The following is a 26677-nucleotide window of genomic DNA, read 5'->3' as shown; positions in this document are numbered from 1 at the left end:
CCCGCCCTGGCGGACCCCAGACCGTGCGGCCCCGAACCGCAAGGCCCGCAATTCCACTGCATACGCAAGCCGATCCTCGCCGGATGTCTTCTTTCGCAGCCCGACTGTCGCCGCCCAAGGGAATAGACCGCCCCCTGCGCCGTTTTCCACATGGCACCGCCCCTGATGGCGTGTTAGCGTTTCGGCGTGCGGCCAGCCGCCGGGTAACCAGTGTTTGGGTAAGAGGGCGTCGCATGAAGCGGGGCAGACCAGCCGACGGCGTAGCAGAACTGCGCCACGCATTCGCAGACCAGCGCGGGCTGTTTGTCGCGGCCATAGTATTTTCCAGCGCCGTCAACCTGCTGATGCTGACCAGCCCGCTTTACATGCTGCAGGTCTATGACCGCGTGCTGGGCAGCCAGTCCGAAGCGACGCTTGTCGCCCTCACCCTGCTGATGACCGCGCTCTTCGTGATCATGGCCGTGCTCGATCACCTGCGCGGGCGCATCCTCGCCCGCATCGGCGCCCGCCTGCAGGACGCGCTCGATGCCCGTGCCTTCCGCGCCGCCCTGTCCCGCCAATCCGTAGCCCCCGACGACCGCGCCGCCCTCGCCGCCCAGCGCGATGTCGAGGCGATCCGCACCTTCTGGTCCTCGCCCATCGTCAGCGCGCTGATCGACATGCCATGGGCGCCCATCTACTTCGCCGCCATCTTCATCTTCCACCCGCTGCTGGGCTGGCTGGCCATCGCCGGGGCCGCGGTGATCTTTGCCATGGCCCTGTTCAACCAGCGCAGCACGCAGGCCGCGCTGCAACGCGCCAGCGAAACCGCCCTTCTGGCCGACCGCACCGCCGACCGCATGCGCAGCGAAGCCGATACCATCCGCGCGCTCGGCATGACCGGCGCCGCCTTCGCCCGCTGGCAACAGACCCGCGCCACCGCGCTGGAACAATCCATCCGCGCGGGCGATACGGGCGGCGGCTGGTCTGCCGCCTCGCGCGGGTTTCGCCTCTATCTGCAATCGGCCATGCTGGGCCTTGCCGCCTGGGTGGTGTTGCGCGGCGAACTGACCCCCGGCGCGATGATCGCCGCCTCCATCCTGATGGGCCGCGCGCTGCAACCCATCGAACAGGCCGTGGCGCAATGGCCCATCCTCACCCGCGCGCAAGAGGCTCGCACGCGCCTTGCCGATCTGCTGTCGCGCGTCCCGCCGCCCGTGCCGCGCACCGCCCTGCCCCGCCCCGCCGCACGGATCGAGGTGACGAACCTCTCCGTCATTCCCCCGGGCCAGACCGTCCCCACCCTGCGCGGCCTGTCCTTCACCCTGCAACCGGGGCAGGCGCTTGGCGTCATCGGCCCGTCTGGCGCGGGCAAATCCACCCTTGCCCGCGCCCTCACCGGCCTGTGGCATCCCGCCTCGGGCAGCATCCGGCTCGATGGCGCCACCCTCGATCAATATGATCCCGACACGCTCGGCGCGCTGATCGGCTACTTGCCCCAGCGCGTTAGCCTGTTCGACGGCAGCATTGCCGAAAACATCGCCCGCCTCGCCCCCACCGATGATGCCCGCATCATCGCCGCCGCCCGCACCGCCGCTGCCCATGACATGATCCTCCGCCTGCCTGGCGGCTATGACACCCGGCTCGACAGCACGGGCGGCCTCCTGTCAGGTGGTCAGGTGCAGCGCGTGGGGCTGGCGCGCGCGCTCTACGGCGAACCCGTGCTCCTGATCCTTGATGAACCGAACTCCAACCTCGACAATGAAGGCTCCCTCGCCGTGAACGCCGCCATCCGCGCCCACAAGGCTGCGGGAGGATCCGCCCTCATCATGGCGCACCGCCCCGCCGCCATTCAGGAATGTGACCTCCTCCTCGTGCTCGAAGATGGCCTGCGCCGCGCCTTCGGTCCCCGCGATCAGGTCCTGCGCGAGATGGTGCAGAACGCGGGCGACATCGTCGGCAAGGTCGCGCCCGGGGGCATCCGATGACGCCATCCCCCGATTGGTCCGCCCGCCGCCACATCCGCGCGGGCCTTGCTACGCTTGCCGGGCTGGCCCTCATGCTCGCCCTCTGGGGCAGCGGCACCGAACTGGATGGTGCGGTCATCGCCCCCGGCCAGATCCAGGTGGATCAGAACCGTCAGATCGTGCAGCACCCCGATGGCGGGGTCGTTTCCGCCATCGCCGTGCGCGAAGGGCAGGCCGTGCAGGCGGGCGACCTCCTGCTGTCGCTGGACGGCACGCTCCTGCGCTCCGAACTCAGCATCGTCGAGGCGCAGCTTTTCGAACTCCGCGCCCGCCGCGCCCGGCTCGAGGCCGAGCGTGACGATGCCCCCGCCCCGGCCTTCCCGCCCGACCTCAGGGCGCTTGCCGATACGCGCCCCGAGGTGGCCGAACAGATCGAAGGCCAGCGCCGCCTCTTTCTCGCCCGGCGCGACACGCTCGCCCGCCAGACCGAACAACTCGCCCGCCGCAAGGCCCAGACCGCAGCCCAGATCGAAGGGATCGACGCGCAATCCGCCGCCCTCACCCTGCAGGCCGAACTGATCGCGGGCGAACTGGCCGATCAGCAATCCCTGCTCGACCGCGGCCTTGCGCAGGCGGCCCGCGTCCTTGCGCTGCGCCGCGAGGCGGCCAGCCTGCAAGGCCGCGTGGGCGAGCTTGCCGCCCTGCGCGCCCAATCCGAAGGCCGCATGACCGAGATCGACATCGAATCCCTCCGCCTCGCCGCCCTGCGCCGCGAAGAGGCCACCGCCGAGCTGCGCGACATCGGCCCGGCGGAACAGGAACTGGCCGAACGCGCCCGCGCCTTGGGCGAACGCATCGCCCGGCTCGACATCCGCGCCCCAGTCTCGGGCACCGTCCTCAGCCTCGCCGTCACCACGCCGCGCGCCGTGATCCGCCCCGCGGACCCGATCCTCTACCTCGTCCCGCAGGATCGCCCGCTCGTCATCGCCGTCCAGATCCCGCCCCCCCATGTCGATGAGGTGCGGCTGGGTCAGCCCGTCCGCCTCGTCTTCTCTGCCCTCTCCACCCGCGATGCGCCGGAACTGCAAGGCACCCTCGCCCTCGTCTCTGCCGATGCGCTGGCCGATCAGACCACGGGACAGACCTTCTTCCGCGGCGAAATCACTCTTCCCCCCGATCAGATCGCCCGCCTTGGCGGGCGCGCCCTCGTCCCCGGGATGCCGGTCGAGGCCTATATCCTCACCGGCGCGCGCACCCCGCTGGCCTATCTGTTGCAGCCCTTCACCGATTACTTCCGTCAGGCCTTCCGCGAATCCTGATGCCACCCACCCTTGCCGCCCGCCGCGCCCCCGGCTAGCCTCCGCCGCGCAACAGCCGCGCAATCGCCCATCCCCCGGAGGAACCATGTCCATCGAAGCCCGCCTCACCGATCTCGGCGTCACCCTGCCCGATGCCCCTGCTCCGGCGGCGAACTACGTCCCCTTCGTGGTGGTGGGCAATCTCGTCCATGTCTCGGGCCAGATCAGCCAGAACGCGGGCGGCCTGATCAAGGGCCGCCTCGGCGCAGACATGACCATTGAACAGGGGGCCGACGCGGCGAAATCCTGCGCCATCTCGCTGCTCGCGCAGGTGAAGAAGGCCTGCGGTGGCGATCTTTCGCGCCTCGTGCGCGCGGTGAAACTGGTGGGCTTCGTCAACTCCACCCCCGACTTTACCGATCAGCCCAAGGTGATCAACGGCGCGTCCGATTTCCTCGTCGCCGCCTTGGGTGACGCGGGGCGCCACGCCCGCTCCGCCGTCTCGGCGGCCGCGCTGCCGCTCGGCGTGGCGGTCGAGATCGAAGGCATCTTCGAGATCCGCTGATCCCATGCGCCCCGCCCTGCCGCCTGCCTTCCTCAAGGCCCCCATCGCCCACCGCGCCTATCACGACCGCGCCCAAGGCCGCCCCGAAAACAGCCGCGCCGCGATCCGCGCGGCCATCGCCGCGGGCTACGCGATCGAGATCGACCTTCAGCTTTCGCGCGACGGCGTGCCGATGGTCTTCCATGACGAAACGCTGGAACGCCTCACCCCGCAGGACGGCTGGCTCTGCGACATGACCGCCGCCGCGCTGGCCGAAATCCCGCTCACAGGCGGCGACGAAACCATCCCCACCCTTGCCGAGGTGCTTGCCCTCGTCGCGGGCCGCGTGCCCCTGCTGATCGAACTCAAGGATCAGACCCTGCGCATGGCGGAAACCGATGGCCGGCTCGAGGCCGCCACCGCCGCCCTTCTGGCCGATTATGCAGGCCCCGTCGCGGTGATGTCCTTCAACCCCCATTGCATCGCCCATATGGCCCGCCTCGCGCCCGGGCTGCCGCGCGGCCTAACCACCTCGGCCTATGATGCCGCAGACTGGCACCCCCTGCCCCCCGCCACCTGCGACCGCCTCCGCGACATCCCGGATTACGACCGGGTTCAGGCCAGCTTCATCAGCCACGAAAACACCGATCTCGCCCGCCCCCGCGTGGCCGAACTGGCCGGCCAAGGTGCCGCCATCCTGTGCTGGACGATCAAATCCCCCGCGGCCGAGGCCGCCGCACGCCGCATCGCGCAGAACATCACCTTCGAACAATACCCCGCCCCGATCCCGGCTTGACGGGCGGCCCCGCCGCGCCAAGTGTCTGGCGTCGGGCGGGGGGGCCAAGCCCCCCCGGGCCCCCCCTCCTCAAGAACCGGCACCGGCAGGCCATGGAAACCCACCTCCTCGACAGCGTGACCGACCTGCCCGCCGCCCAATGGGACGCCCTCGCCTGCCCCGAAGCGGCCACCGGCGCGCGCCCGATCGACCCCTTCACCACCCACCGCTTCCTCGCCGCGCTTGATGCCTCCGGCTCCACCGGCAGCGGCACCGGCTGGCAACCCCGCCCGCTCGTGATCCGTGACGGCGACCGCCTCCTCGCCGCCACGCCGCTTTATGTGAAATCCCACAGCCAGGGCGAATACATCTTCGATCACGGCTGGGCGCAGGCCTTCGAACGCGCCGGTGGGCGCTACTACCCGAAACTCCAGATCGCCGTTCCCTTCACGCCCGCCACGGGCCGCCGCTTCCTCGCCGCCCCGGATGCGCCCCATGCCCGCGACACGCTGGTCGAGGCGGCGATCCACCTCGCCCGCTCGAACCGCCTGTCCTCGCTGCACGCCACCTTCTGCACGGGGGAAGAGGCCGAAACGCTGGCCGCCCGCTACGGCCTGCTGCACCGGGTGACCCAGCAATTCCACTGGGAAAACCGCGGCTACGCCACCTTCGATGATTTCTTGGGCGACCTCTCCTCGCGCAAGCGCAAGATGATCCGCAAGGAACGCGAAACCGCCCGCGCCTCGGGCCTGACGATCCGGCAACTGACCGGCGATGAGATAGAGCCCCACCACTGGGATGCCTTCTGGGCCTTCTATCAAGACACCGGCGCCCGCAAATGGGGCACCCCCTACCTCACCCGCCGGTTCTTCACCCATGCGCAGGAAACGATGCGCGCCGACATGCTCCTCGTGCTGGCCGAACGCCCCGACGGCACCCCTGTCGCGGGCGCGCTCAACTTCATCGGGCGCGACACGCTCTTCGGCCGCTACTGGGGCTGCATCGAGGATCACCCCTGCCTGCATTTCGAACTGTGCTACTATCAGGCCATCGACTGGGCCATCGCCCACCACCTGCCGCGGGTGGAGGCCGGGGCGCAGGGCGAACACAAGCTGGCCCGCGGCTACCTTCCCACCCCCGTTCACTCCCTGCACTGGATCGCCGATCCCGGCTTCCGCAAGGCCGTCGCCGATTACCTGCAGGCCGAACGCCGCGCCGTCGATGAGGAAATCGAGGTGCTCACCGCCTATGGCCCCTTCCGGCGCATCACCGCCGAGACCTGACAGCAATGTTGACCTTTTCGCCATACGGTGCCACCCCTAGGGCAGCCACCCGCGGCACCCCGCAACCCGGTCGCGCCACGGTCGCCATACCGCCGATTTTTCAAGGAAAAATCACCCCGCCCGAAGCCCGATTTTTCGCAGGAAAATCGCCCCTCCCCCGCAAGACCCGAAGATCGCCATGACAGACCGGCCCACCTACACCCCCGTCACCCCCGCCGACCTCATCCCCCTCACCGCCACCGGCTGGACGGCGGTCGAAGGCGGCCGCGCGCTGGCCAAGGTCTTCACCTTCCGCAACTTCATTGATGCGATGGGCTTCATGACCCGCGCCGCGCTCTGGGCGGAAAAATGGAACCACCACCCGGAATGGTCCAACGTCTACAAGACCGTCACGGTCACGCTGACCACGCATGACACCGGCGGGTTGACCGAGCTTGACCTCCGCCTCGCCGCCAAGATGGACGCGCTCTACAACGACTGACGGCGCAAATGCGCCCTGCACCGGGCCACGGTCAGGGCGCAGGCGCGCGCCGGATCAATCCGCCACCTCCACCGTGGCCCAGGTCTCGAAACACACGCCCCCCGCCAGCGCCATCACCCCTATGGTCGCCCGGCCCCCAAGGCCGCGCTCGCGCCCGAACACCTCCACGAACAGGTCGGACAGGCCGTTCGATACCTTGTGGACATCCTCATAGTCCGGCGTGCAGACCACGAAATTCAGCGTCCGCACGATGCTGCTCACCCGGTCCAGCGATCCCACCGCCTGCCGGATGCCGCCCAGCACGTTCAGCCCCGTCCGCCGCGCCGCCTGATAGCCCTGCTCCGTCGTCAGGTCTGCCCCCAGCCGCCCCTTATGGGTGATCTCGGTGCCGATCTGCGCCACATGGCCCGACAGGAACAACAGGCTCCCCACCCGGTGATAGGGCTTCATCGTGCCGTAATCCGCCCCGTAATACCCCATCGCGTCGAAATCCGGGATATCCAGCCCCATCTCGATCGCCATCCGCTCCGGTGTCATGCCCGCGCCCTCCTGTCAGATGCGCCCAGCCTGCCCCGCGCCCCGGAACCCTTCAAGCCGCTTCCGGCGTCAACCATGGTCGCAAAAGCGCCATGGGATGCGCCCTGAGCGTCAGCCGCATGGAGACATAATCCTCCACCACCTGCTCGCCTGCCGTCATCTCGCGGAACACCACCGCCGGCTCCACGATCCCCTCGCCATCCATGTCGCCCGCAAACAGCGGCAGCGGCCTGCTCTCGCCCAGCGCCTTGGCCGCCCATAGCGCATCCCGCCGCGACAGGCCCAGCGCGGCAAAGCCATCCGCCTCTGCCAACCGCGCCAGCGTCAGCGCGCTCACCCCCGCCCGCCGCCACACATCCTCCACCGCCCGATATCCGTTGCCACGCGCGCCCACGATCCACTGCGCCTCGTCCTCGGCCATCCCCTTGATCTGCCGGAACCCCAGCCGCAGCGCCAATCCCCCCCGCCCGTCGGGTTCCATCACATTGTCCCAATGGCTGGCATTGATGCAGGGCGGGCGCACCACCACCCCATGTTCGCGCGCATCCCGCACGATCTGCGCCGGCGCATAAAACCCCATCGGCTGGCTGTTCAGCAGCGCGCAGGCGAAGATCCCCGGATGATGCCGCTTCAGCCAGGCGCTCGCATAGACCAGCAGCGCGAAAGACGCCGCATGGCTTTCGGGAAAGCCGTAACTCCCGAACCCCTCGATCTGCGCGAAACAGCGCGCGGCAAACGCCTCGTCATAGCCATTGGCGGCCATCCCCGCCATGAACCGGTCGCGGAACTCGCTCACATTCCCATGCTTCTTGAACGTCGCCAGCGACCGGCGCAGACGGTCGGCCTCGGTGGGCGAAAACCCCGCCCCGATGATGGCGATCTGCATCGCCTGCTCTTGGAACAGCGGCACGCCCAGCGTCTTGCCCAAGACCCGCCCCAGCTCGTCGGATGGGAAGGTCACCACCTCCTGCCCGTTCCGCCGCCGCAGGAAGGGATGCACCATGTCCCCCTGTATCGGCCCGGGCCGGATGATCGCCACCTGAATGACCAGATCGTAGAATGTCCGCGGCCGCATCCGGGGCAGGAAATTCATCTGCGCCCGGCTTTCCACCTGAAACACGCCCAGACTGTCGGCCTTGCACAGCATGTCATAGGTCGCCGGGTCCTCGGCGGGCAGGCTCGCCAATGTGTGATGCACTTGATGATGCCTGCCCATCAGATCAAACGCCTTGCGAATGCAGGTCAGCATCCCCAGCGCCAGCACATCCACCTTCAATATCCCCAACGTGTCGATATCGTCCTTGTCCCAGCAGATGACGGTGCGATCCTCCATCGTCGCATTCTCCACCGGTACCAATTCATCCAGCCGCCCCTCGGTGATGATGAACCCGCCGACATGCTGGCTCAGATGCCGGGGAAACCCCTGTATCTCGTCGATCAGCTGCATGGTCAGCGCCAGCCGCCTGTCCGCAGGGTCCAGCCCGATCTCGCGCAGCCGCGTCTCGGTGATCTGGCCGGGTCCGCCCCAGCCCCAGATCTGGCTCGACATCGCCGCCAGCGTATCCTCGGTCAGGCCCATCGCGCGGCCCACCTCGCGCACCGCCCGCTTGCCCCGGTAATGGATCACCGTCGCGCACAGCCCCGCCCGATGCCGCCCGTATCGCGCATAGATATGCTGGATCACCTCCTCGCGCCGCTCATGCTCGAAATCCACGTCGATATCCGGCGGCTCGTTCCGCGCCTCGGACACGAAGCGCTCGAACACCATCGTCCCGATCTCGGGCGAAACGCTCGTCACCCCCAGCGCATAACACACCACCGAATTGGCCGCCGACCCCCGCCCCTGGCACAGGATCCCCCGCCCCCGCGCGAAATCCACGATGTCATGCACCGTCAGGAAATAGGGCTCGTACCGCAGCTTCCCGATGAGCTGTAACTCATGCGCCATCTGCGCCCGCACCCGCTCCGGCGCACCATCCGGGTATCGCCAATCGAGCCCCGCCCAGGCCAGCCGCGCCAACCGCTCCGCCGCCGTCTCGCCCCCCGTCACCTCGGACGGATATTCATAACGCAACTCGTCCAGCGAAAAGGCCAACCGCCCCGCCACCTCCCCCGCCCGATGCACCGCCGCCTCATGCCCGGCAAACAGCCGCAGCATCTCGGCCTCCGACCGCAGCCGCTGCTCGGCATGGGGCAGCGCGCGGCGGCCCAGATCATCCACCCGCACCCCCAGCCGGATCGCCGTCAGCACATCCGCCATCCGCCGCCGCGACCCGTGATGCATGATCGGCAGCGCGCTCGCCACAGGCAGCACCCCCACCCCCTCGGCCAGCCGCGAAAGTCGCGCGAAGCGCGCCCGGTCCTGCCCGTCATAGCGCGGCGCCATCAGCAGGAAACACGCCCCGGCAAAGCGCGCCACCAGCCGCGCCACCGCGCCCCGCCACGCCTCCATCTGCCCCCGCTGGGGTGGATGGATCAGCATCGCCATCCCCGCCCCCCAGTCCAGCAGATCCTCCAGCGACAGGTCGCACTCCCCCTTCTCCACCCGCAACCGCCCTGTTGAGATCATCCGGCACAGCCGCCCCCACGCCGCCCGATCCCCCGGCAGGCAGGTCACCGTGAACCCATCCCGCAGCACGATCCGCGCCGCCGGGATCAACCGCGTCCCCGGCCAGTCCCGCCCCTCCTCCGCCGCCAGCCGCGCCAGTTCCCGCGCATGGGCATGGGCGCGCACGATCCCCGCCACGGAATTCACATCCGCCACCGCCACCCCGGCCATCCCCATCGCGGCAGCACGCGCCATCACCTCCTCAGGATGCGATGCCCCGTGAAGAAAGGTGAAATTCGACAGGGCAGAGAGTTCGACGAAAGCCATGGGCAGCAGGGGATTCGCAGATGTTCCGGCAGGAACATTATAGGAACATCTGCACCAAGGACGAGTCCCCAAACCAGCCCTTCACGCCGGATCAGACACCGTCAGACAGGATATCTACCGCCCGTTTCAGAACGTCCGAAACGCAGCCAGCGGCAACCCCTCGCGCGCCACTTCCTCGGCATGGGCCTCCAGCGCCGCACGATTCTCCTCGCGCCAAAGGCGATTGCGCTCCGCCTGCGCAGCCTTCGCATCCAAAGGCCCCGTCACCTCAACCCGTCCCATCCCATGCTCAGCCTCACGCATGACCGCACCGCTCCCTCACCCTACGTCCCCCAAGACCACCTCCAGCGCCTCCTCCGCCGTCTCCACGAACCGGAACAGCGCCAGATCGCCCGCGTTGATCAGGCCCTGATCCGCCAGCGCCTGCCAGTTCACCACGCCCTCCCAGAAGGCCCGCCCGAACAGCAGGAACGGCACCCGCTTCATCCGCCCCGTCTGGATCAGGGTCAGCGCCTCGAACATCTCGTCCAGCGTGCCGAACCCGCCCGGGAAGATGCAGATCGCCCGCGCCCGCATCAGGAAATGCATCTTGCGGATGGCGAAGTAGTGAAAGTTGAAACACAGGTCCGGCGTCACATGGGCATTGGGCGCCTGCTCATGCGGCAGCACGATGTTCAACCCGATGGACTGCCCCCCTGCCTCCGCCGCGCCCCGGTTGCCCGCCTCCATGATGCCGGGTCCACCCCCGGTCACCACCACCAGCTCGCGCCCGTAACTCTTCAGGCTCTCCTCCGTGACGAGGAAGGACAGCTTCCGCGCCTCCTCATACCACCGCGCCAGCCCGCCCGCAGGCCCCGTGCCATCCGCCCGCACCCGCGCCGATCCCATCACCACGACCGTGGACCGGATCCCCCGCTCATCCAGCACCATTTGCGGCTTCAACAGCTCCAGCTGCAACCGCACCGGGCGCAACTCCTCGCGCATCAGGAAATCGGTGTCGGTGAAGGCCAGCCGATAGGCCGGCGCCCGCGTCTGCGCCGTATCCGGCAACCGCTCCGCCGCCGCCGCATCCTGCGAACTGTCGCGGAACGGGTGGCTGCGTCCGTCTTCCTTGGGTGTCATGCCGTTCCTCTTGTTGCATGGGTCATCCGCCCTCTCTATAGGGTCGCACCGGATCAGCCAATCAGAACGGGGGAACTGCCCATGTCCTACGCCGCGCTAGAGCACGCCATCGAAGCCGCATGGGAGACCCGCGACACCATCACCCCCGCCACCAAGGGCGAGGCGCGCGATGCCATCGAGACCACGCTGAACGCGCTCGACAGCGGCAAACTCCGCGTCGCCGAACGGCAGGCCGACGGGCAATGGCACGTCCACCAATGGGCCAAGAAGGCCGTGCTGCTGGGCTTCCGCATCAAGGACATGGAACACCATTCCGGCGGCCCGCAGGGCGGCGGCTGGTGGGACAAGGTGGACAGCAAGTTCCACGGCTGGGGCCCCGATCAATGGCGCGCCGCAGGCTTCCGCGCGGTGCCCAACTGCGTCGTCCGCCGCTCGGCCCATATTGCCAAGGGCGTGGTCCTCATGCCCTCCTTCGTCAACCTCGGCGCCTTTGTCGATGAAGGCACCATGGTCGATACCTGGGCCACCGTCGGCTCCTGCGCGCAGATCGGCAAGAACGTCCATCTCTCGGGCGGCGTCGGCATCGGCGGCGTGCTCGAACCCATGCAGGCCGGCCCCACCATCATCGAAGACAACTGCTTCATCGGCGCTCGGTCAGAGGTGGTCGAAGGCTGCATCGTGCGCGAAGGATCCGTCCTCGGGATGGGCGTCTTCATTGGCAAATCCACCAAGATCGTCGATCGCGAGACGGGCGAAGTCATGTATGGCGAGGTGCCTGCCGGATCCGTCGTCGTCGCGGGTTCCATGCCCTCGAAGAATGGCATCAACCTCTACTGCGCCGTGATCGTGAAAAAGGTCGATGCCCAGACCCGCTCCAAGACCTCGATCAACGAACTTCTGCGCGACTGATCCCACCAGATCCGACCCTGCCCCTTCATCTTGGCCCAAATACCCAGATCCACCGCCACCAACCCCCACCCCGGTCGCCTGACGGCGCCCTCCCCTCCCCCGAATCCGGGGGGGGGGCCGGGGGAGGGGGATGCCCGAAAAGGCCCCGCCCATGTCCGAAGCCTCGCCCGAATCCGACAAGCCAAAGCGCGAAAAGCGCCCCCAACAGGTCTATACGCTGGTGGTGGAAGTGGGCCGCAAACCCGGCGACGGCCTGCCCGACAAGGCCACCGGCGCCGCGCTCATGATCTACGCTTCCGGCGTGGATGAGGAAGAGGCCGTCCGCGAAACAGTCGCCATCCTGAAACAGGCCGACATGGCCCCGCTCGATGTCTCGGGCTATGGCACGCTGGAGGAACGCCTCAAGGCCGGGGACGAGATCGACACCGAAGAACGCGCCCTCATGCAGCGCGCGCTGGATGAAAACTCCGTCATCGTCGCCCAGATGACCCCCTTCTTCGACTAGCAGCCGGGTTCACCGTCACCCTCGGCGCAGGAACACCGCGGTTGCACCGCGGCCAGACCGCATCTAGCGTGAAGTGATAATTCGCGCAGTCGCGCAGGCGATGATCCGCGCCCGTCGGATCGTCCCGTCTTGGCGCTCCGGTCCGGGCCTTCCTTTCCCGTCCCTTCCGCGCCGAACCCAGATTTCATGACGAAGGTGAAACGCAAAAATGAACACGGAAAACATCAAGATAGCTGTTCCTGTTGCGGCGTTCATCAGCGTCGTCGCCGCCATTGCCTATACGCAACTCAAGAACGACGATCCCACCGATATCGCCGATCTCCAGAACGACATCGAGGCGCGTGGAACGCTCTCAACGGCCGACCATGATTTCCCGGCCTCTCTCGCGCAAAGAAAATTCAGGATAGAGCTGGCAGGATAGAACTGGAGACTTGCCTGCTGCGTGTCGAAGTCGCCTTCAACGAGGAGCACGTCTGCACGCCCTCCCACTCTCCCGATTTTCTGTCCTTCGTCAGGACCGAGCTTCAGCTGTCCGATGCACTGGAGGTCTCCTCGCTGGAAGATAACATCCGTGACACCTCGGTCCTCATGTTCTCCATCGCCCCGTCGTTCAGAAATGACCCAGAGGTTCTGCCGATCACGAAATCGGGCACGCAGTGTGACGGCCGCCGTGCAGAGACTTACAGATCGAGCATATGGAACGGTACATTTTCCCCAAGGATGTCGCCACCGACCTTGAACAGGCCATCCGGCAGTACACTGAGGAATTCTGCTAGACCTCAAACCGCCCGCCGCTGCACCCGCTGCATCGCGTTGCGCAAAGGCGCCGCCTCAAAGGCATCCAGCACGCGCCGCGCCGGGGCCATCCCCTCGGGCCCGGCGATCCCCAGCCCGCAGCCGCCCGCCTCCACCACTTCCGCCATGCCCAGATCCAGCACCACGCCCTGCGCCACCGCGCGGCGGCTGTCGGCCACCGCCATCTGCCCGTCGGCCAGATGCCGCGCCAGCACCAGCACCTCCTCCTCGCCGAACAGGTATTCCGCCTCCGGCCCCGCCACCAGCACCGGCTGGTCGGGCGACACCAGCATGTCGCCCCCCTCCCCGAAATAGGGCGCGCGCAGCCGGATCGGCGCCATGCTGCCCCGGCTCGGCACCTGTACCCGCGTCACGGCCACCAGTGCCACCGCCCCGTGATCCCGCGTCACCACCCTATCGCCGGGCCGCAGCGCGCCCGCCGCCACCGGCCCCTGCCGCGTCAGCACCGGCGTCGCCACACCCAGCCAGCCCAGCGGCCCCGGCTGCGCCCGGCCCTGCATCGCGCCGAACCACAGCACCGCCGGATGCCGGATCACCCCCGCCCCCCCGGCACACAGCGCCATCAGATCCGCCCGCCGGATCGGCATCGCCGCCGCGCCTTCCGCCCGCAAGCGCTGCCCCGCCAGATCCATCTCCATCCACCAGCCGCGCCCGCGCATGTCCCAGCCGAAACTCAGCCGCGCCACCCCGATCTTCTGCGGCAGGGGTCCGGGCAGCACATGCCGCAGCACCCGCCCGCCCTGCCGATGCAGAAGGGCCATCCCCGCCCCCAGATCGTGGAACAGCGACAGCGCCACCTCGTCCGCCCCGCTGCCCGCGCGCAGATCCAGCAACACCCCGGCCCCCGCCAAGGGCATCTCAATCTCGAACACCAGGATCCCATGCTCCAGCGCGCCCGTCGGCGGCGCGGCGGGCGGATCGGGCTGGTCCGACAGGGCGATCCAGCGCGTCAAGTCAGGCGGCGGGCTTAACCATCATGTCGCGCATCATGACCTGAGCCTCGAAGGCGCGCAACACGCGCCGTGCCGTCGGCCCATAACCCGCGCCACTTTCCGGGTCGATCTCGGGAAAGATCGCCACCAGCTCCTCCAGCACATCCCGCTCCAGCGCCTCCAGCGCCTGCGTGGCCGGAAAGAAGCTCTCCGCCGCCAGACCCTCGGCCCAGATCACCTGATGGCGGTCAAACAGCAGATGCAGATACTCCACCTCGCCCCCTGCGACGCGGCGGATCGTGCCGTCATTCACCAGATGCTTGGCCGCGATCAGCACTTCCGCCGCCCCGAACAGAACCTCGGCCATCGCGCTCTGCACCATCACCCGATGCTCGGGCGACAGCCGCAGCGCCCCATGATCCCCCAGCGCGCCCGCGGCAAAGGCGATGGGCGCACAGCGCCCTTCCGCCACAACCCGCTGCCGCCCGATCCAGCGCACCGGCTGCGCCCCGTCATCCCGCGTCAGCACCAGATCCCCGGCCCGCAGCGCCTCGACCGGCACCAATCCCTCGGGCGTGGCGATGCGCGTGCCGGCCACGAAACAGGGGATCATCGACAGCGTCACAAGGCCCACATCCGTGCCGCCCTGCCCGTTCGACACGGTGTAGGTAAAACTCTGCGTCTCCACCGTGCCATTTGCCACCACGGTAAAGGTCCCGTTCGCATTCAGCGTGATCTGCTCGCCCGAGGCCAGCGTGATCGTCTGCCCCGCCACCACGGGCTGACCGTTCACATGGGTAATGACCAGCGACCCGACGGTCGTGCTGTCATTGGCCAACACATTCACCACGCGGTCGTTGTTCACCCGCACCGTGGCCGTATCATCCACCGCCACCACAGTGGTCTGGATCGAATCCCCGGCAATCAGCAGGTTAGAGTCATATGACGCATCCGACACATCCGCGATGCCGATGCGGATCGTGTTCTGCACGCCGGAATTCACCGGAATCGACAGCGACAGCACCACCGTGAAGCCGTCCATCTCGGTGTTGTAGGCATCGTTCTGGTTGTTGACGAACAGGTTCTGCTGCGTCGCGCCGTTGATGTTGTTCACACTGGCCGTGCCGCCGTTCACCGTCATCCGCACCGACACGCCATTCACCCAAACACCGACCACATCGTTGAAATTGCTGTTGATGTATTCGGGGTATTCTTCCGACGCAAAGACAAAGCGCATCGTCATCACGCTGCCCGTCGGCACGAAGGTCACATCAAGAAAGGCCGCGTCAAAGGTGTTCGCGCCGGCCAGCGCGTTGAACTGCGCATTGTTGTTCGGCCCGTTCGTATCGGTGGACGTATCGGCGTTGCGGTTGGGGTCCCCGTTCGACTGGGTGAAATCCGTCACCCGCCCCGTGGACAGGATCACACCTGTATTCGACGGCACCACGCCCGGCGCCAACTGCCCGTTCGAGTAGATGGCCTTCGCCCGTGCATCCCCGGTATAGGTTGCCCCCAGAACCGTAACGCCATCGCCAAAGATGGCATTTGCCATCTGAATGGCCGTCGCGTTGGTGTTGTAGGTAAGCTCCGCACCCGTTGCCATGACATGCCATCCGCTGCGCCCCTGCCCAACGGCACGGGCTGTTAACTAACATTAACACCCCCCCTGCACCCGGAATCGTCCGAAAGTATGGCCTTGGCCGCGCAGAAGTCTGGCCGCCCTAAACTTCCGCCCCGCCGATCCGTCTCATTTCTGGCTGCCCCAACCCCCACCCCCGCCTCCGCCACGGATGCCCCCCGGTTGCGGCCCTGCCGCGCAGGGGCTATGCCTGTCCCGCCCCGCCGAAAGGACAGCCATGCCCACCGATCCCGCCACCCTGACCGCCGCCCTGATCCGCTGCCCCTCGGTCACGCCCACCGAAGGCGGGGCGCTCGTGCTGCTGCAGGACCTGCTGACCAAGGCAGGCTTCACCTGCACCCGGGTGGACAGGAACGGCACCGCCAACCTCTTCGCCCGCTGGGGCACGCGGGGCGCAAACCGCAGCTTCGGCTTCAACGGCCATACCGATGTCGTCCCCGTGGGCGACCGCGCCGCCTGGACACAAGACCCGTTCGGCGCCGCTGTCGTGGACGGCTGGATGTATGGCCGTGGCGCGACCGACATGAAATCCGGCGTCGCCGCCTTCGCCGCCGCAGCCATCGACTTCGTGCAGGACACGCCCCCCGACGGGGCCGTAATCCTCGCCATCACCGGGGATGAGGAAGGCGACGCCACCGATGGCACGGTCGCCCTGCTCGACTGGATGGCACAGAACGGCGAAGGCATGACCCACTGCATCGTAGGCGAACCCACCTGCCCCGATCACATGGGCCAGATGATGAAGATCGGCCGCCGCGGCTCGCTCACCGCCTGGTTCACCGCCACCGGGGTGCAGGGCCACTCCGCCTATCCCCACCGCGCTAGGAACCCCATGCGCGCGCTGACCACGCTCCTCTCCCGCCTGCCCGATCAACTGGATCAGGGAACCGATCACTTCGATCCCTCCACCCTCCAGATCACCACGATCGACTGCGGCAACCCCGCGAACAACGTCATCCCCGCCCGCGGCAGCGCCACCATCAATATCCGCTTCAACGATGCCCATACGGGCGAGGCCGTCGCCACATGGCTCCGCAGCGAAGCGGCCAAGGTGGAACAGGAAACCGGCGTCACCATCGCCACCCGCATCCAGATTTCCGGCGAAAGCTTCCTCACGCCCCCGGGCGATCTGTCGGCCCTCGTCTCCCGCGCCGTGCAGGCCGAAACGGGCGTAACGCCGGAACTTTCCACCACCGGCGGCACCTCCGACGCCCGCTTTGTCAAGGATCACTGCCCCGTGGTGGAATTCGGCCTCGTGGGCCGAACCATGCACCAGGTCGATGAACGGGTAGAGGTCGCACAGATCCACCAGCTCAAATCCATCTACACCCGCATCCTGCGGGATTACTTCGCGGCATCCTGACCATGACGATCCAGATCACCCCCACCCGCGACATCGCCACCTGCCGCCACCTCCGCCGCGTGGTCTTCATCGAAGAACAGGGCGTCCCCGAGGCGGATGAGATCGACGACAAGGACGATGCGGCGATCCACCTCCTCGCCACCGATGCGGGCCGGCCCGTCGGCTCTGCCCGCCTCCTCCTCCTTGGCCAAACCGGCAAGATCGGCCGCGTCTGCGTCCTGCCCAGCCACCGCGGCACCGGCCTCGGCGCGGCCCTCATCCGCGCCGCGCTGGTGGAACTGCGCGCCCAGGGCATGACCATCGCCAAACTCGGCAGCCAGACCCATGCCATCGGCTTCTACGAACGCCTGGGCTTCACCCCCGCCGGCCCAGAATACATGGACGCAGGCATCCCCCACCGCGACATGACCCTCCCCCTGTAACGCGGCGGGGCGACTGCCCGAAGGCAAGGTTCGCCACCCGCGCCCCTCCGGCCGCAAGCGCCCCCTCCCCCTGCCCCCTTCCCCGTTGCGCAAATATCCTCTGGGGGTCCGGGGGGCGAAGCACCCCCGGGCGGCGCGTCCGGGCCCCCCGTCCGAAGGAATGGCCTTTCCCTGCAACCCGTGCTAGGGCAGGTCCATGCAGGACATCCCCACCAAAGCCCAGATACTCCAGTGGATCGCCGATAATCCCGGCCTCTCGGCCAAACGCGACATTGCCAAGGCCTTCAACATCAAGGGCGCCGCACGGATCGACCTCAAGCGCATCCTGCGCGAACTGGAAGACGAAGGCGCGGTCACCAAAAAGGCCCGCAGCTACCGCGATCCCGACACGCTGCCCCCCGTCACCCTGCTGACCGCCCTGCCGCCCGATGCGCAGGGCGACATCTTCCTGCGCCCCATGGAATGGCAGGGCGCAGCCGAAGACGCCCCCCGCATCCTCTTCATCCCCAAAAAGGGCGATCCGGCCCTCGGTGCAGGCGACCGGGTGCTGGCCCGCCTGTCCAAGGTCGATCTCGATGACTACCAGTATGAGGCCCGCCTCATCCGCCGCCTCGGATCGAACCCCGTCAAGCTGCTCGGCATCTTCCGCAAATCCGCCGAAGGCGGCCGCATCATCCCCATCGACAAGGGGACCGACAAGGACTGGCTCGTCGGCCGCGACGACACGGCAGGCGCCCGCGACGGGGAGTTGGTCGAGGCCGAACAGCACGGCCCCAAACGCATGGGCCTGCCCCGCGCCCGCATCGTGGCCCGCTTGGGCGATCCGATGGGGCCCAAGGCCGTCTCGCTCATCGCCATCCACCAGCACGGCATCCCCGACCACTTCCCCGATCCGGTCATCGCCGAGGCCGAGGCTGCAAAGCCCGCTCCCCTCGACGGGCGCGAAGACCTGCGCGACCTGCCCCTCGTGACCATCGACCCGTCGGATGCCCGCGACCATGACGATGCCGTCTTCGCCGAGGCAGACCAAGACGCCGCAAATCCCGGCGGCCATATCGCCTGGGTCGCCATCGCCGATGTCGCCCATTACGTCCGCCCCGGTTCTGCCCTTGACCGCGAGGCGCGCAAACGCGGCAATTCCACCTATTTCCCCGACCGCGTGGTTCCCATGCTGCCCGATGTCCTGTCGGGCGACCTGTGTTCACTGCACGAAGGCGTGGACAGGCCCTGCCTCGCCGTCCGCCTGAAACTGGATGCCGAGGGCAACAAGATCTCCCACCGTTTCGTCCGGGGCATGATGCGCTCTGCCGCGTCCCTGACCTATGAAGAGGTGCAGCAGGCGCAGGACGGCCACCCCACCCCACGCACCGCCACCCTGATGGAGCGGGTCATCACCCCCCTCTACGCCGCCTATGCCGCCGCGACCAAGGCCCGCCACCTGCGCCAGCCGCTCGATCTCGACCTGCCCGAACGCAAGATCGTGCTGTCCGACGAAGGCAAGGTCCTCTCCGTCGCCTTCCGCGAACGCTTTGACGCCCACCGCCTGATCGAGGAGTTCATGATCCTCGCCAATGTCGCCGCGGCCGAGGAACTGACCCGCCTGAAACGCCCCCTCCTCTTCCGCGTCCACGAAGAACCCAGCCCAGAGAAACTCGACGCGCTCCGCGAAGTGGCCGAGGCGTCGGGCTTCACCCTGGCCAAGGGGCAGGTCCTGAAAACCGCCCACCTCAACCGCCTGCTCGCACAGGCGCAGGGGACGGAGTTTGACGAGCTGATGAACATCACCACCCTGCGCTCCATGACGCAGGCCTATTACCACCCGCAGAATTTCGGCCATTTCGGCCTGTCGCTGCGTAGCTACGCCCATTTCACCTCGCCCATCCGCCGCTATGCCGATCTGATCGTCCACCGCGCCCTGATCGCAGGCCACGACTGGGGCCGCGACGGTCTGTCCCCGCAGGACATCGAAACCCTGGATGAGACCGCCAAGCTGATCTCCGATGCCGAACGCCGGTCGATGACCGCCGAACGCGACACCAACGACCGCTACCTCGCCGCCTACCTGTCCGACCGCGTGGGCAGCGAATTCACCGGCCGCATCTCGGGCGTGCAACGCTTTGGCCTCTTCGTGAAGCTGGATGAAACCGGAGCCGACGGCCTGATCCCGATCCGCGAGGTGGGGCGCGAATTCTTCCATTATGATGACCAGACGCAAACGCTGATGGGCGCCGATACAGGCCTGACGCTTGGCATCGGGCAAAAGGTCACCGTGCGGCTCTCGGAGGCGATCCCCGTCACCGGTGGCCTCACGCTGGAACTGATCTCGCTCGACGGCGCCCCCCTGCCGCGCAGCCCGCGCGCCGGCAAGAAGGGCCGGTTCTCGCCCCGCAAACCCGGCGCCGCCGCCGCCCGCGATGCGAAACTCAAACGCAAGGTCATCCGCAAACGGCGCTGACGGCAACTCTCCGCCCGCACGCGCGCCCGGCATCTTTGTGCCGGGGCGGCGCTGCCTTATCTTCTGCCCAAACCACAAGAATGATCCGACAGGCAGGTGACGTGATGCGTGCAGCGATCCTTTCCCTCTCCCTCCTTCCGCTACCCGCCCTTGCAGACCCCGCCGCCTTGCCGCACCTTGCCACGCCACAGCACATCGCCCCCGGAGACGGCATCGTGATCCAGATCGGCACCCAGTCGGGCCTCGCGCAATGGGCCGAAGGTTTCCGCCCCCGGGCGCTGGCCGCAGGCATCTCCCCCGCAATCCTCGACCGCGCCCTCGCGGGCCTCCGCTATAACCCCGACGTCATCGAAAAAGACCGCAACCAGGCCGAGTTCACCCGCACCATCTGGGATTACCTCGACCGCGCGGTGTCCGACCTGCGGGTGGAAAACGGCCGCGCCGCGATCCGCGACAACCTCGCCCTGCTTGACCGGCTGGAAGCCACCTATGGCGTCCCCCGGGAAGTGGTTGTCGCCGTCTGGGGGCTGGAATCGAGCTTCGGCGCCAATCGCGGCGATATCCCCGTGATCGAGGCACTGGCCACACTCGCCTATGACGGCCGCCGCGGCGCCTTCTTCGAAGGCCAGTTGATCGACGCGCTGCGCATCCTGCAAAGCGGCGACGCGCGGCTGGAGAATTTCACCGGCAGCTGGGCCGGGGCGATGGGGCATACCCAGTTCATCCCCTCCAGCTTTCACAGCTTTGCCGTGGATTTCGATGGCGACGGGCGGCGCGACATCTGGTCGGACGATCCCACCGACGCGTTGGCCTCCACCGCGGCCTATCTGGCGAAATCCGGCTGGCAGACCGGGGTGCCATGGGGGATCGAGGTGACGCTGCCCAACGGGATCGACTACATGCTGGCCGGCAACGGTCAGGCCAAACCCATCGCCGACTGGGCCGCGCTTGGCCTACGCAGCGCAGACGGCGGCGCCCTGCCCGACATCGGCCCGGCCGAGCTTCTGCTGCCCGCAGGCGCGCAGGGGGCGGCCTTCCTCATCACGCCCAATTTCCGCGCGATCGAGCGCTACAACACCGCCGATGCCTATGTCATCGCGATCGGCCACCTCTCCGACCGGCTGACCGGCGGCCCGCCCATCCGCGCGGCATGGCCCCGGCAGGATCGCGCCCTGACGGGCGACGAACGGCGCGAATTGCAGGCCCGGCTCACCGCCGCAGGGTTCGATACCGGCGGCGTGGATGGCAGGATCGGCCCCAAGACCCTCGCCGCCGTGCGCGCCTTCCAGCTATCCATCGGCATGGTGCCTGATGGCTATGCCTCGCCCTCTCTCCTGATGCGGCTGCGTTGATGGCAGCCTGGCAGGGGGGCCGTCTGCCCCCCTCGTCGCTACGCTCCTCACCCCCCGAGGATATTTGACCAACGGGGAAGCAGGCAGACTCAAGGTTGCCGTTTGGGCGCGCGCAGCCAGCCCTCCGCCCATTCCACCCGCCCGCAGCCCGCAAAGGCCGCCAGCCGGTCCAGTTCCGCCTCAAGCTTCGCCAGCCGCCCCTTGCCGAAACCCACCCCCGGCTCGGGCCAGACCGCGCGTAGGGCCAGCACATCGCCCGCGCGCTTCACATCCATCCGCCCCACCAGCCGCGCCCCTTCCAGCAGCGGAAAGACATAGTAACCGAACACCCGTTTCGGCTCTGGCACGAAAACCTCGATCCGGTAGCGGAAGCCGAACAGGAACTCTGCCCGCGCCCGATCCCGCAGCGCGGGGTCAAAGGGCGACAGCACCCGCAGCCGCGCAGGTGGCTCCGGCACCTCGGCCCCCGCCAGCCCCGGCAGCGCGAAAACACGCCGCCGCGCGCCCTCTGCGCCTTCCACGGCCACCTCTTCAACACGGCCCGCGCGCAGGGCGCCCGCCAGCCAGGCCTTCGCCTCCTCCGGCCGGATCGCATCCCAATAGGCCGCCACCTCGCCCGCCGTCCCGAAGCCCAGCCGCTCCAGCGCCGACAGGCAGGCCCATTCGACCAGCGCCGCCTCGTCCACCTCCACCCGGCGCTGCGCCTCAGGGATCACCCGCTCCGCCAGATCATAGACCTTGCGAAACCCCTCGCGCCGCGTGATCGCCAGCTGCCCCGTCCGCCACAGCCATTCCAGCGCCGTCTTCGACGGGTGCCAGTCCCACCACCCGCCCCGCCCCCGCACCTCGCCCGCGCCCACCTCGGCGCTCGTCACCGGGCCGTCACGGGAGATCCGATCAAGGATCGTGTCGAATTGCGCCTCATAGCCATCGCGGAACCAGCGGCGCCAGTTGCCCTCCAGTCGCGCCGCATCGCGGGCGAAACGGTGCCGCCAATAGGGCCACAGCCCCACCGGCAGGATCGCGGCGTCATGCGTCCAATGCTCCCACAGCGCGCGCTCCCGCTCCACCAGCCGCGCCAGCGCGGGCGGGCGGAACGCCGGGCGACGCGACCACAGGATCATGTCATGCGCCCGCGCCACGGTGTTGATGCTGTCCACCTGAACAAAGCCTATCCGCGCGACCAGCCCCGCCAGCGCCGCACCACCCGCCGCCCCCACCGGCGGTTCGGCCAGCGCGTGACGCGCCAGAAACAGCCGCCGCGCGCGGTCATTCGGGATCAGGGGAACGCTCATCCCACAGCCGTAACAGCCCGCCCCCGCACTGGCCAAGCCCCCAGCCCTTCCCGCCTTGCAACATTCTGAAAAATCCGCCCGAAAAACGTGATCACAACAGGCCGCAGCGCGATTGCATCGCCCCAGCAACCGCCTATTCTTCATTCATTCATCAGCCCTTCGCCATGGATCGCCCTGCCCGGCCCGTTCGGTCGGCGGCGGTGCCAGACCATCCTTCTGTTCAAGCCGTACGGTACATGCCCCACGATACACCGCTCATCGCCACCATCGTCATCGGTCTGTCTCTAGCCTGCGTGATGGGCCTTCTGGCCCAGCGCCTGCGCCTGCCCGTGCTTGCGGGCTACCTGCTGGCGGGCTTCATCATCGGCCCCTTCACGCCGGGCTATGTCGCCGATCAGGACCTTGCCACCGAACTGGCCGAACTGGGCGTGATCCTGCTGATGTTCGGGGTGGGGCTGCACTTCTCGCTCAAGGACCTGCTCTCCGTGCGCCGCATCGCCATCCCCGGCGCCATCGGCCAGATCGCGGTGGCCACGGCGGCCGGGGTTGCCCTCGCGCTCCTCATGGGATGGGGCCTCGGCGCAGGGCTGATCTTCGGCCTGTCGCTTTCGGTCGCCTCCACCGTCGTCCTGCTGCGCGCCCTGCAGGACCGCGACCTTGTCGCTACGGGCCGGGGCCGCATCGCGGTGGGCTGGCTCATCGTCGAGGATGTGGTCATGGTCCTCGCCCTCGTCCTCATCCCGCCGCTCGCGGGGCTCCTCGGCGGCACCGCCCAGCCCGTAGAGGGCGAGGCCGCGCAGGAAGTCCTGCGCCTCGGCTTCGGCCCCGTCACCGCCACGCTGTCGGTCACGCTGGTGAAATTCGCGGCCTTCGTCGCGATCATGCTGCTGGTCGGGCGCAAGGTGATCCCGTGGATCCTGCACTACGTCGCCCATACCCGCAGCCGCGAGCTTTTCCGCCTTGCGGTCCTCTCCATCGCGCTCGGCGTGGCCTATGGCTCGTCACAGATCTTCGGCGTCTCCTTCGCGCTGGGGGCCTTCTTCGCCGGCATGGTCATGGCAGGCTCCACGCTCAGCCAGCAGGCCATGCGCGAAACCCTGCCGCTGCGCGACGCCTTTGCCGTCCTGTTCTTCGTCTCGGTGGGCATGCTCTTCAATCCGGCCATCATCATCGAGGCGCCGCTTGCCCTGCTGGCCACGGTGTCCATCATCCTCGCCGTGAAATCCGCGGCCGCCTACGGCATCGTGCGCGCCTTCGGCCATGACAAGGGCACCGCGCTGACCATCGCCACCAGCCTCGCCCAGATCGGCGAGTTTTCCTTCATCCTGATCGTGATGGGCGTGAAACTCGCCATCGTCCCGCCCGAGGCGAAGGATCTCGTCGTCGCGGGCGCGCTCCTGTCGATCCTCGCCAACCCGCTGCTCTTTGCCTGGCTCGACCGCTGGACCGCGCGCCACGCCCCACCGCCCCCCACCGATACCCCGGCCTGAGGCGAAGCACCCTCCCTCCCCCGGCACGGGGGAGGGTCGGGGAGGGGGTGGCCAATCCCAAAAGACCCGGCCGGATCAGCCGCCCAGCCCGGCCTCCGCCGCGATCTCGCGCGCCGATTTCCGCGCCCGCTCAGTGGCCGATTTCAACTGCCCGCAGGCCGCCATGATATCCTCGCCGCGCGGGGTGCGGATGGGGCTCGCATAGCCCGCCTTGTAGATGATGTCGGCAAAGGCCTCGATCCGCTCCCAGTCCGACCGCTCATAGGGCGCGCCGGGCCATTCGTTGAACGGGATCAGGTTGATCTTCGCAGGAATCCCCGCAATCAGCTTCACCAGCCGCCGCGCATCGGCATCGCTGTCATTCACGCCCTTCAGCATCACATATTCAAACGTGATCCGCTCCGAATTCGACAGGCGCGGATAGTCGCGCAGCGCGTCCAGCAGCGTGGCGATGTTCCACTTCTTGTTCACCGGCACCAGCCTGTCGCGCACCTCGTCGGTCGTCGCGTGAAAGGATACCGCCAGAAGGCAGCCGATCTCTTCCGCCGTCCGCGCGATCTCGGGCACGATGCCGCTGGTGGACAGGGTAATCCGGCGGCGCGACAGGCTCAGCCCCTCGCCATCCATCACCACGCGCATCGCATCCCGCACGTTGTCGAAGTTGTAGAGCGGCTCACCCATGCCCATCAGCACGACATTGGACACCAGCCGCGTCTCGTCCTTGGGTTCCCCCGGCACAGGCCATTCCCCCAGATCGTCCCGCGCCAGCATCACCTGCCCGACAATCTCCCCAGCCGTCAGGTTCCGCACCAGCTTCTGCGTCCCCGTATGGCAGAAGGAGCAGGTCAGCGTGCAGCCCACCTGGGAAGAGATGCACAAGGTCCCCCGGTTTTCCTCCGGGATATAGACCGTCTCCACCTCATGCCCGCCCGCGATCCGCACCAGATACTTGCGCGTGCCATCCGCCGACACCTGCCGCGACACCACCTCCGGCACCTCGATCACGAAATGCTCGGCCAGCAGCGCGCGATACTCCTTGGCAAGGTTCGTCATCGCCGCGAAATCGCGGATGCCGAAGTGATAGACCCATTGCCAGATCTGCCCCAGCCGCATCTTGGCCTGCCGCTCCGGCGTCCCCGCCGCGATCAGCGCCGCGCGCAGCTGATCCCGCGTCAGGCCGATGATATTGGTCCGCCCCCCCTCCGGCAGCTTGCGCGGGATGGTCAGCACGTCCTGCGTGATGGGCGCTGTAGCGGTCATGGGTCATCTGTCCTGAAAGGCCGGGAAGGCGTTGATATAGGGGATTCGCCCGAAAAACGAAAGCCACCCCCGCGCCCGCGCCTTGACCACCCCCCCCACCCGCCGCACATACTACCCAGTAGCACCGACCAAGGGCCTCAAGATGACCGTCAAGTCCTCCATCTCCCTGACCGACCAGCAGGATGCCTTCGCCCGCCGCCTCGTCGCCGAGGGCCGCTACAGCAGCCTCAGCGCGGTGATCCAGCAGGGCCTAGAACTCCTCCGCCGCGATTTCGAAGCCAGCGATGCCCTGCGCGCGCTTCTGGAACAGCGGCGGAAAGAACCTTCGTTGTCCTTCGAGGAGTTGGAGCGTCTTGTGAAAGACGATCTCGCCAAGGATCGGGGCGATCTTGGGCTGGACGCTTGACGCCGTCCCCGGCATTCGACGGGACCTGATCTCAATCGCCCGCTTCATAAGGCAAAGCGCAATCGCCAAAGGGGAACCACCAAGCCGCGCCATCGCGATGGCCGACAGGCGTCTTGAAGAAATCATGGCCGCCGCCGCCGCCCTGACCCACGCGCCGTACCAAGGCACCCGCTGCCCCGAACTCGGCCAGAATACCCGCCGCGTCACGAAGGATCGCGCCATCTTCTACTATGATCTAATCGAAGACCGGCAGGTGATCCGCCTCCTCGCCATCTTCTTCGGCGGGCAGGACCATGACGCCCGCATCCTCGCCCGCCTGCTCGCCCCCGACTGAAACGAAAAGGCCCCCGAACCGGGGGCCAAATCCATGCAATCCCCGCCGCCCTTACTGGCAGCGCGATTCCGCTTCCGTCATCGCCGCGGTGAACCCGCGCAGGCTGAACGTGTCCTGCGTCTGCGTCCCGCGTTCCGACCGTGCGGTCAAAACCGCCGACGTCCCCGCCTTCATCGCCGCCAGCAGCTGCGCATCCTGCTCGGGCGAGGCAGGCCACGCCCATTCACCATCGGTGAACAGCTCGAAACTCGTGCCATCCACATTCATCGCCACGGTCGAGCCATTGGCGAAAGGATAGCCCCCGGTAAAGGAAATCTCGCCCGGCCGCCCCGGCCGGAAGGTCACGAACAGCAGGATATCCCCCCGCCGCGCCTGCACCGGCTGGCCGTCGCGGGTGTTCACCGTCTCGCGCGGGACGGTCACGCCCCAGCATTCTTTCGGCTCTTCTTCGGTGAACACGTTCCAGTCCGACGTCACCGCCACACGGTTATCGGATTCCTGCGCAAACGCCGCGCCGCCGGTCAGGCTTGCCGCAAACAGAGCAGCGCCAAGGACGCGGCCGAACAGGGTGGTCATGGGGTAGGCCTCCGCACTTTGCCTCTTGTCCGCCCACGGCCCTGTCGCCGCCCCTTCCGGGG

The 26677-nt window shown here is 67.8% G+C and carries 25 protein-coding genes; 16 read left to right on the top strand and 9 right to left on the bottom strand.

The window, feature by feature from the left end; translation table 11 throughout:
• The first annotated feature begins 233 nt into the window (after positions 1-233).
• The 6 genes from GU920_RS17300 to GU920_RS17275 all read left to right on the top strand — a co-directional run bounded on the left by GU920_RS17300 (position 234) and on the right by GU920_RS17275 (position 6327).
• Positions 234-1967, top strand: a complete 1734-nt coding sequence (locus GU920_RS17300; protein WP_161768365.1) for a type I secretion system permease/ATPase — start codon at positions 234-236, stop codon at positions 1965-1967.
• Entirely contained in the window at positions 1964-3265 is a 1302-nt protein-coding gene (locus GU920_RS17295; protein WP_161768364.1) for an HlyD family type I secretion periplasmic adaptor subunit, read from the top strand. Before GU920_RS17300 ends, GU920_RS17295 begins: the two co-directional genes overlap by 4 nt.
• Before the next feature lie 85 nt (positions 3266-3350).
• Positions 3351-3809 carry a RidA family protein gene (locus GU920_RS17290; RefSeq protein ID WP_161768363.1) on the top strand — a complete coding sequence of 153 codons (459 nt, stop codon included), beginning with the start codon at positions 3351-3353 and terminating at the stop codon, positions 3807-3809.
• Positions 3810-3813: 4 nt separating this feature from the next.
• Positions 3814-4584, top strand: a complete 771-nt coding sequence (locus GU920_RS17285) for a glycerophosphodiester phosphodiesterase family protein (protein WP_161768362.1) — start codon at positions 3814-3816, stop codon at positions 4582-4584.
• A gap of 92 nt (positions 4585-4676) precedes the next feature.
• Positions 4677-5846: a GNAT family N-acetyltransferase gene (locus GU920_RS17280; RefSeq protein WP_161768361.1), complete on the top strand. Its 1170-nt coding sequence runs from the start codon at positions 4677-4679 to the stop codon at positions 5844-5846.
• A gap of 178 nt (positions 5847-6024) precedes the next feature.
• Entirely contained in the window at positions 6025-6327 is a 303-nt protein-coding gene (locus GU920_RS17275) for a 4a-hydroxytetrahydrobiopterin dehydratase (RefSeq protein ID WP_161768360.1), read from the top strand.
• Positions 6328-6381: 54 nt separating this feature from the next.
• Here the strand turns inward: GU920_RS17275 and GU920_RS17270 are convergent, their stop codons facing one another.
• The 4 genes from GU920_RS17270 to GU920_RS17255 all read right to left on the bottom strand — a co-directional run bounded on the left by GU920_RS17270 (position 6382) and on the right by GU920_RS17255 (position 10861).
• Complete coding sequence (locus GU920_RS17270) at positions 6382-6864, bottom strand: RidA family protein (protein ID WP_161768359.1); 483 nt, start codon at positions 6862-6864, stop codon at positions 6382-6384.
• 52 nt (positions 6865-6916) lie between these two features.
• On the bottom strand, positions 6917-9739 hold the full coding sequence (locus tag GU920_RS17265) for an error-prone DNA polymerase (protein ID WP_161768358.1): 2823 nt from the start codon (positions 9737-9739) through the stop codon (positions 6917-6919).
• A 126-nt stretch (positions 9740-9865) separates the two neighbouring features.
• Positions 9866-10042: a type II toxin-antitoxin system CcdA family antitoxin gene (locus tag GU920_RS17260; RefSeq protein ID WP_235933365.1), complete on the bottom strand. Its 177-nt coding sequence runs from the start codon at positions 10040-10042 to the stop codon at positions 9866-9868.
• Between the two features lie 15 nt (positions 10043-10057).
• Complete coding sequence (locus GU920_RS17255) at positions 10058-10861, bottom strand: LOG family protein (protein WP_161768357.1); 804 nt, start codon at positions 10859-10861, stop codon at positions 10058-10060.
• A gap of 81 nt (positions 10862-10942) precedes the next feature.
• On the opposite strand from GU920_RS17255, the gene dapD reads away from it, so the two are divergent.
• From dapD to GU920_RS17240, 3 genes are all read left to right on the top strand, one after another.
• Positions 10943-11770 (top strand): 2,3,4,5-tetrahydropyridine-2,6-dicarboxylate N-succinyltransferase, encoded by an 828-nt coding sequence (dapD, locus tag GU920_RS17250; protein WP_161768356.1) that lies wholly within the window; start codon positions 10943-10945, stop codon positions 11768-11770.
• Between the two features lie 130 nt (positions 11771-11900).
• On the top strand, positions 11901-12275 hold the full coding sequence (locus tag GU920_RS17245) for a hypothetical protein (protein ID WP_394351572.1): 375 nt from the start codon (positions 11901-11903) through the stop codon (positions 12273-12275).
• A gap of 208 nt (positions 12276-12483) precedes the next feature.
• Complete coding sequence (locus GU920_RS17240) at positions 12484-12696, top strand: hypothetical protein (protein WP_161768355.1); 213 nt, start codon at positions 12484-12486, stop codon at positions 12694-12696.
• 358 nt (positions 12697-13054) lie between these two features.
• Here GU920_RS17240 and GU920_RS17235 read toward each other — a convergent pair whose 3' ends face one another.
• On the bottom strand, positions 13055-14044 hold the full coding sequence (locus GU920_RS17235; protein ID WP_161768354.1) for a Hint domain-containing protein: 990 nt from the start codon (positions 14042-14044) through the stop codon (positions 13055-13057).
• A 1-nt stretch (position 14045) separates the two neighbouring features.
• The gene (locus GU920_RS17230; protein ID WP_161768353.1) at positions 14046-15626 is read right to left on the bottom strand and encodes a Hint domain-containing protein; all 1581 of its coding nucleotides are present in this window, start codon (positions 15624-15626) and stop codon (positions 14046-14048) included.
• Positions 15627-15879: 253 nt separating this feature from the next.
• On the opposite strand from GU920_RS17230, the gene dapE reads away from it, so the two are divergent.
• The 4 genes from dapE (at position 15880) to GU920_RS17210 (ending at position 21254) form a co-directional block, all read left to right on the top strand.
• Complete coding sequence (gene dapE, locus GU920_RS17225; protein WP_161768352.1) at positions 15880-17025, top strand: succinyl-diaminopimelate desuccinylase; 1146 nt, start codon at positions 15880-15882, stop codon at positions 17023-17025.
• Between the two features lie 2 nt (positions 17026-17027).
• Positions 17028-17447, top strand: a complete 420-nt coding sequence (locus GU920_RS17220; RefSeq protein WP_161768351.1) for a GNAT family N-acetyltransferase — start codon at positions 17028-17030, stop codon at positions 17445-17447.
• Between the two features lie 196 nt (positions 17448-17643).
• A complete protein-coding gene (gene rnr / locus GU920_RS17215) occupies positions 17644-19902 on the top strand; it encodes a ribonuclease R (RefSeq protein ID WP_161768350.1) in 2259 nt (752 codons plus the stop codon).
• Between the two features lie 104 nt (positions 19903-20006).
• Complete coding sequence (locus tag GU920_RS17210) at positions 20007-21254, top strand: lytic murein transglycosylase (RefSeq protein ID WP_161768412.1); 1248 nt, start codon at positions 20007-20009, stop codon at positions 21252-21254.
• A gap of 89 nt (positions 21255-21343) precedes the next feature.
• On the opposite strand, the gene GU920_RS17205 is transcribed toward GU920_RS17210, so the two are convergent.
• Positions 21344-22549 (bottom strand): winged helix-turn-helix domain-containing protein, encoded by a 1206-nt coding sequence (locus GU920_RS17205; RefSeq protein WP_161768349.1) that lies wholly within the window; start codon positions 22547-22549, stop codon positions 21344-21346.
• A 236-nt stretch (positions 22550-22785) separates the two neighbouring features.
• On the opposite strand from GU920_RS17205, the gene GU920_RS17200 reads away from it, so the two are divergent.
• Positions 22786-24039, top strand: coding sequence for a cation:proton antiporter domain-containing protein (locus GU920_RS17200; protein WP_161768348.1), 1254 nt, complete (start codon positions 22786-22788; stop codon positions 24037-24039).
• A gap of 75 nt (positions 24040-24114) precedes the next feature.
• Here GU920_RS17200 and rlmN read toward each other — a convergent pair whose 3' ends face one another.
• The gene (gene rlmN, locus GU920_RS17195) at positions 24115-25299 is read right to left on the bottom strand and encodes a 23S rRNA (adenine(2503)-C(2))-methyltransferase RlmN (RefSeq protein WP_161768347.1); all 1185 of its coding nucleotides are present in this window, start codon (positions 25297-25299) and stop codon (positions 24115-24117) included.
• A 142-nt stretch (positions 25300-25441) separates the two neighbouring features.
• Here rlmN and GU920_RS17190 point away from each other — a divergent pair, with 142 nt between their 5' ends.
• A complete protein-coding gene (locus tag GU920_RS17190; RefSeq protein WP_161768346.1) occupies positions 25442-25705 on the top strand; it encodes a type II toxin-antitoxin system ParD family antitoxin in 264 nt (87 codons plus the stop codon).
• Positions 25706-25802: 97 nt separating this feature from the next.
• Complete coding sequence (locus GU920_RS17185; RefSeq protein ID WP_201744208.1) at positions 25803-26039, top strand: hypothetical protein; 237 nt, start codon at positions 25803-25805, stop codon at positions 26037-26039.
• Between the two features lie 51 nt (positions 26040-26090).
• On the opposite strand, the gene GU920_RS17180 is transcribed toward GU920_RS17185, so the two are convergent.
• Positions 26091-26615 carry an invasion associated locus B family protein gene (locus tag GU920_RS17180; protein ID WP_161768345.1) on the bottom strand — a complete coding sequence of 175 codons (525 nt, stop codon included), beginning with the start codon at positions 26613-26615 and terminating at the stop codon, positions 26091-26093.
• Positions 26616-26677 lie beyond the last annotated feature (62 nt).

Origin of the sequence: Paragemmobacter ruber, assembly GCF_009908315.1 — a bacterium.
In the GTDB taxonomy this organism is placed as follows: Bacteria; Pseudomonadota; Alphaproteobacteria; order Rhodobacterales; family Rhodobacteraceae; genus Paragemmobacter; species Paragemmobacter ruber.
Note: the sequence above shows the minus strand (reverse complement) of the source record. Positions and strands in the feature narration are given on the sequence as shown.

Coding starts and splice junctions, on each gene's coding strand:
- dapE (WP_161768352.1), top strand. CDS start 15,880: ATGCCCACCGATCCCGCCACCCTGACCGCCGCCCTGATCCGCTGCCCC.
- GU920_RS17240 (WP_161768355.1), top strand. CDS start 12,484: ATGAACACGGAAAACATCAAGATAGCTGTTCCTGTTGCGGCGTTCATC.
- GU920_RS17230 (WP_161768353.1), bottom strand. CDS start 15,626: ATGGCAACGGGTGCGGAGCTTACCTACAACACCAACGCGACGGCCATT.
- GU920_RS17275 (WP_161768360.1), top strand. CDS start 6,025: ATGACAGACCGGCCCACCTACACCCCCGTCACCCCCGCCGACCTCATC.
- GU920_RS17180 (WP_161768345.1), bottom strand. CDS start 26,615: ATGACCACCCTGTTCGGCCGCGTCCTTGGCGCTGCTCTGTTTGCGGCA.
- GU920_RS17255 (WP_161768357.1), bottom strand. CDS start 10,861: ATGACACCCAAGGAAGACGGACGCAGCCACCCGTTCCGCGACAGTTCG.
- GU920_RS17300 (WP_161768365.1), top strand. CDS start 234: ATGAAGCGGGGCAGACCAGCCGACGGCGTAGCAGAACTGCGCCACGCA.
- GU920_RS17295 (WP_161768364.1), top strand. CDS start 1,964: ATGACGCCATCCCCCGATTGGTCCGCCCGCCGCCACATCCGCGCGGGC.
- dapD (WP_161768356.1), top strand. CDS start 10,943: ATGTCCTACGCCGCGCTAGAGCACGCCATCGAAGCCGCATGGGAGACC.
- GU920_RS17185 (WP_201744208.1), top strand. CDS start 25,803: ATGGCCGACAGGCGTCTTGAAGAAATCATGGCCGCCGCCGCCGCCCTG.
- GU920_RS17220 (WP_161768351.1), top strand. CDS start 17,028: ATGACGATCCAGATCACCCCCACCCGCGACATCGCCACCTGCCGCCAC.
- GU920_RS17205 (WP_161768349.1), bottom strand. CDS start 22,549: ATGAGCGTTCCCCTGATCCCGAATGACCGCGCGCGGCGGCTGTTTCTG.
- GU920_RS17210 (WP_161768412.1), top strand. CDS start 20,007: ATGCGTGCAGCGATCCTTTCCCTCTCCCTCCTTCCGCTACCCGCCCTT.
- GU920_RS17265 (WP_161768358.1), bottom strand. CDS start 9,739: ATGGCTTTCGTCGAACTCTCTGCCCTGTCGAATTTCACCTTTCTTCAC.
- GU920_RS17290 (WP_161768363.1), top strand. CDS start 3,351: ATGTCCATCGAAGCCCGCCTCACCGATCTCGGCGTCACCCTGCCCGAT.
- GU920_RS17285 (WP_161768362.1), top strand. CDS start 3,814: ATGCGCCCCGCCCTGCCGCCTGCCTTCCTCAAGGCCCCCATCGCCCAC.
- GU920_RS17245 (WP_394351572.1), top strand. CDS start 11,901: ATGCCCGAAAAGGCCCCGCCCATGTCCGAAGCCTCGCCCGAATCCGAC.
- rnr (WP_161768350.1), top strand. CDS start 17,644: ATGCAGGACATCCCCACCAAAGCCCAGATACTCCAGTGGATCGCCGAT.
- GU920_RS17280 (WP_161768361.1), top strand. CDS start 4,677: ATGGAAACCCACCTCCTCGACAGCGTGACCGACCTGCCCGCCGCCCAA.
- GU920_RS17270 (WP_161768359.1), bottom strand. CDS start 6,864: ATGACACCGGAGCGGATGGCGATCGAGATGGGGCTGGATATCCCGGAT.
- GU920_RS17190 (WP_161768346.1), top strand. CDS start 25,442: ATGACCGTCAAGTCCTCCATCTCCCTGACCGACCAGCAGGATGCCTTC.
- GU920_RS17260 (WP_235933365.1), bottom strand. CDS start 10,042: ATGCGTGAGGCTGAGCATGGGATGGGACGGGTTGAGGTGACGGGGCCT.
- rlmN (WP_161768347.1), bottom strand. CDS start 25,299: ATGACCGCTACAGCGCCCATCACGCAGGACGTGCTGACCATCCCGCGC.
- GU920_RS17200 (WP_161768348.1), top strand. CDS start 22,786: ATGCCCCACGATACACCGCTCATCGCCACCATCGTCATCGGTCTGTCT.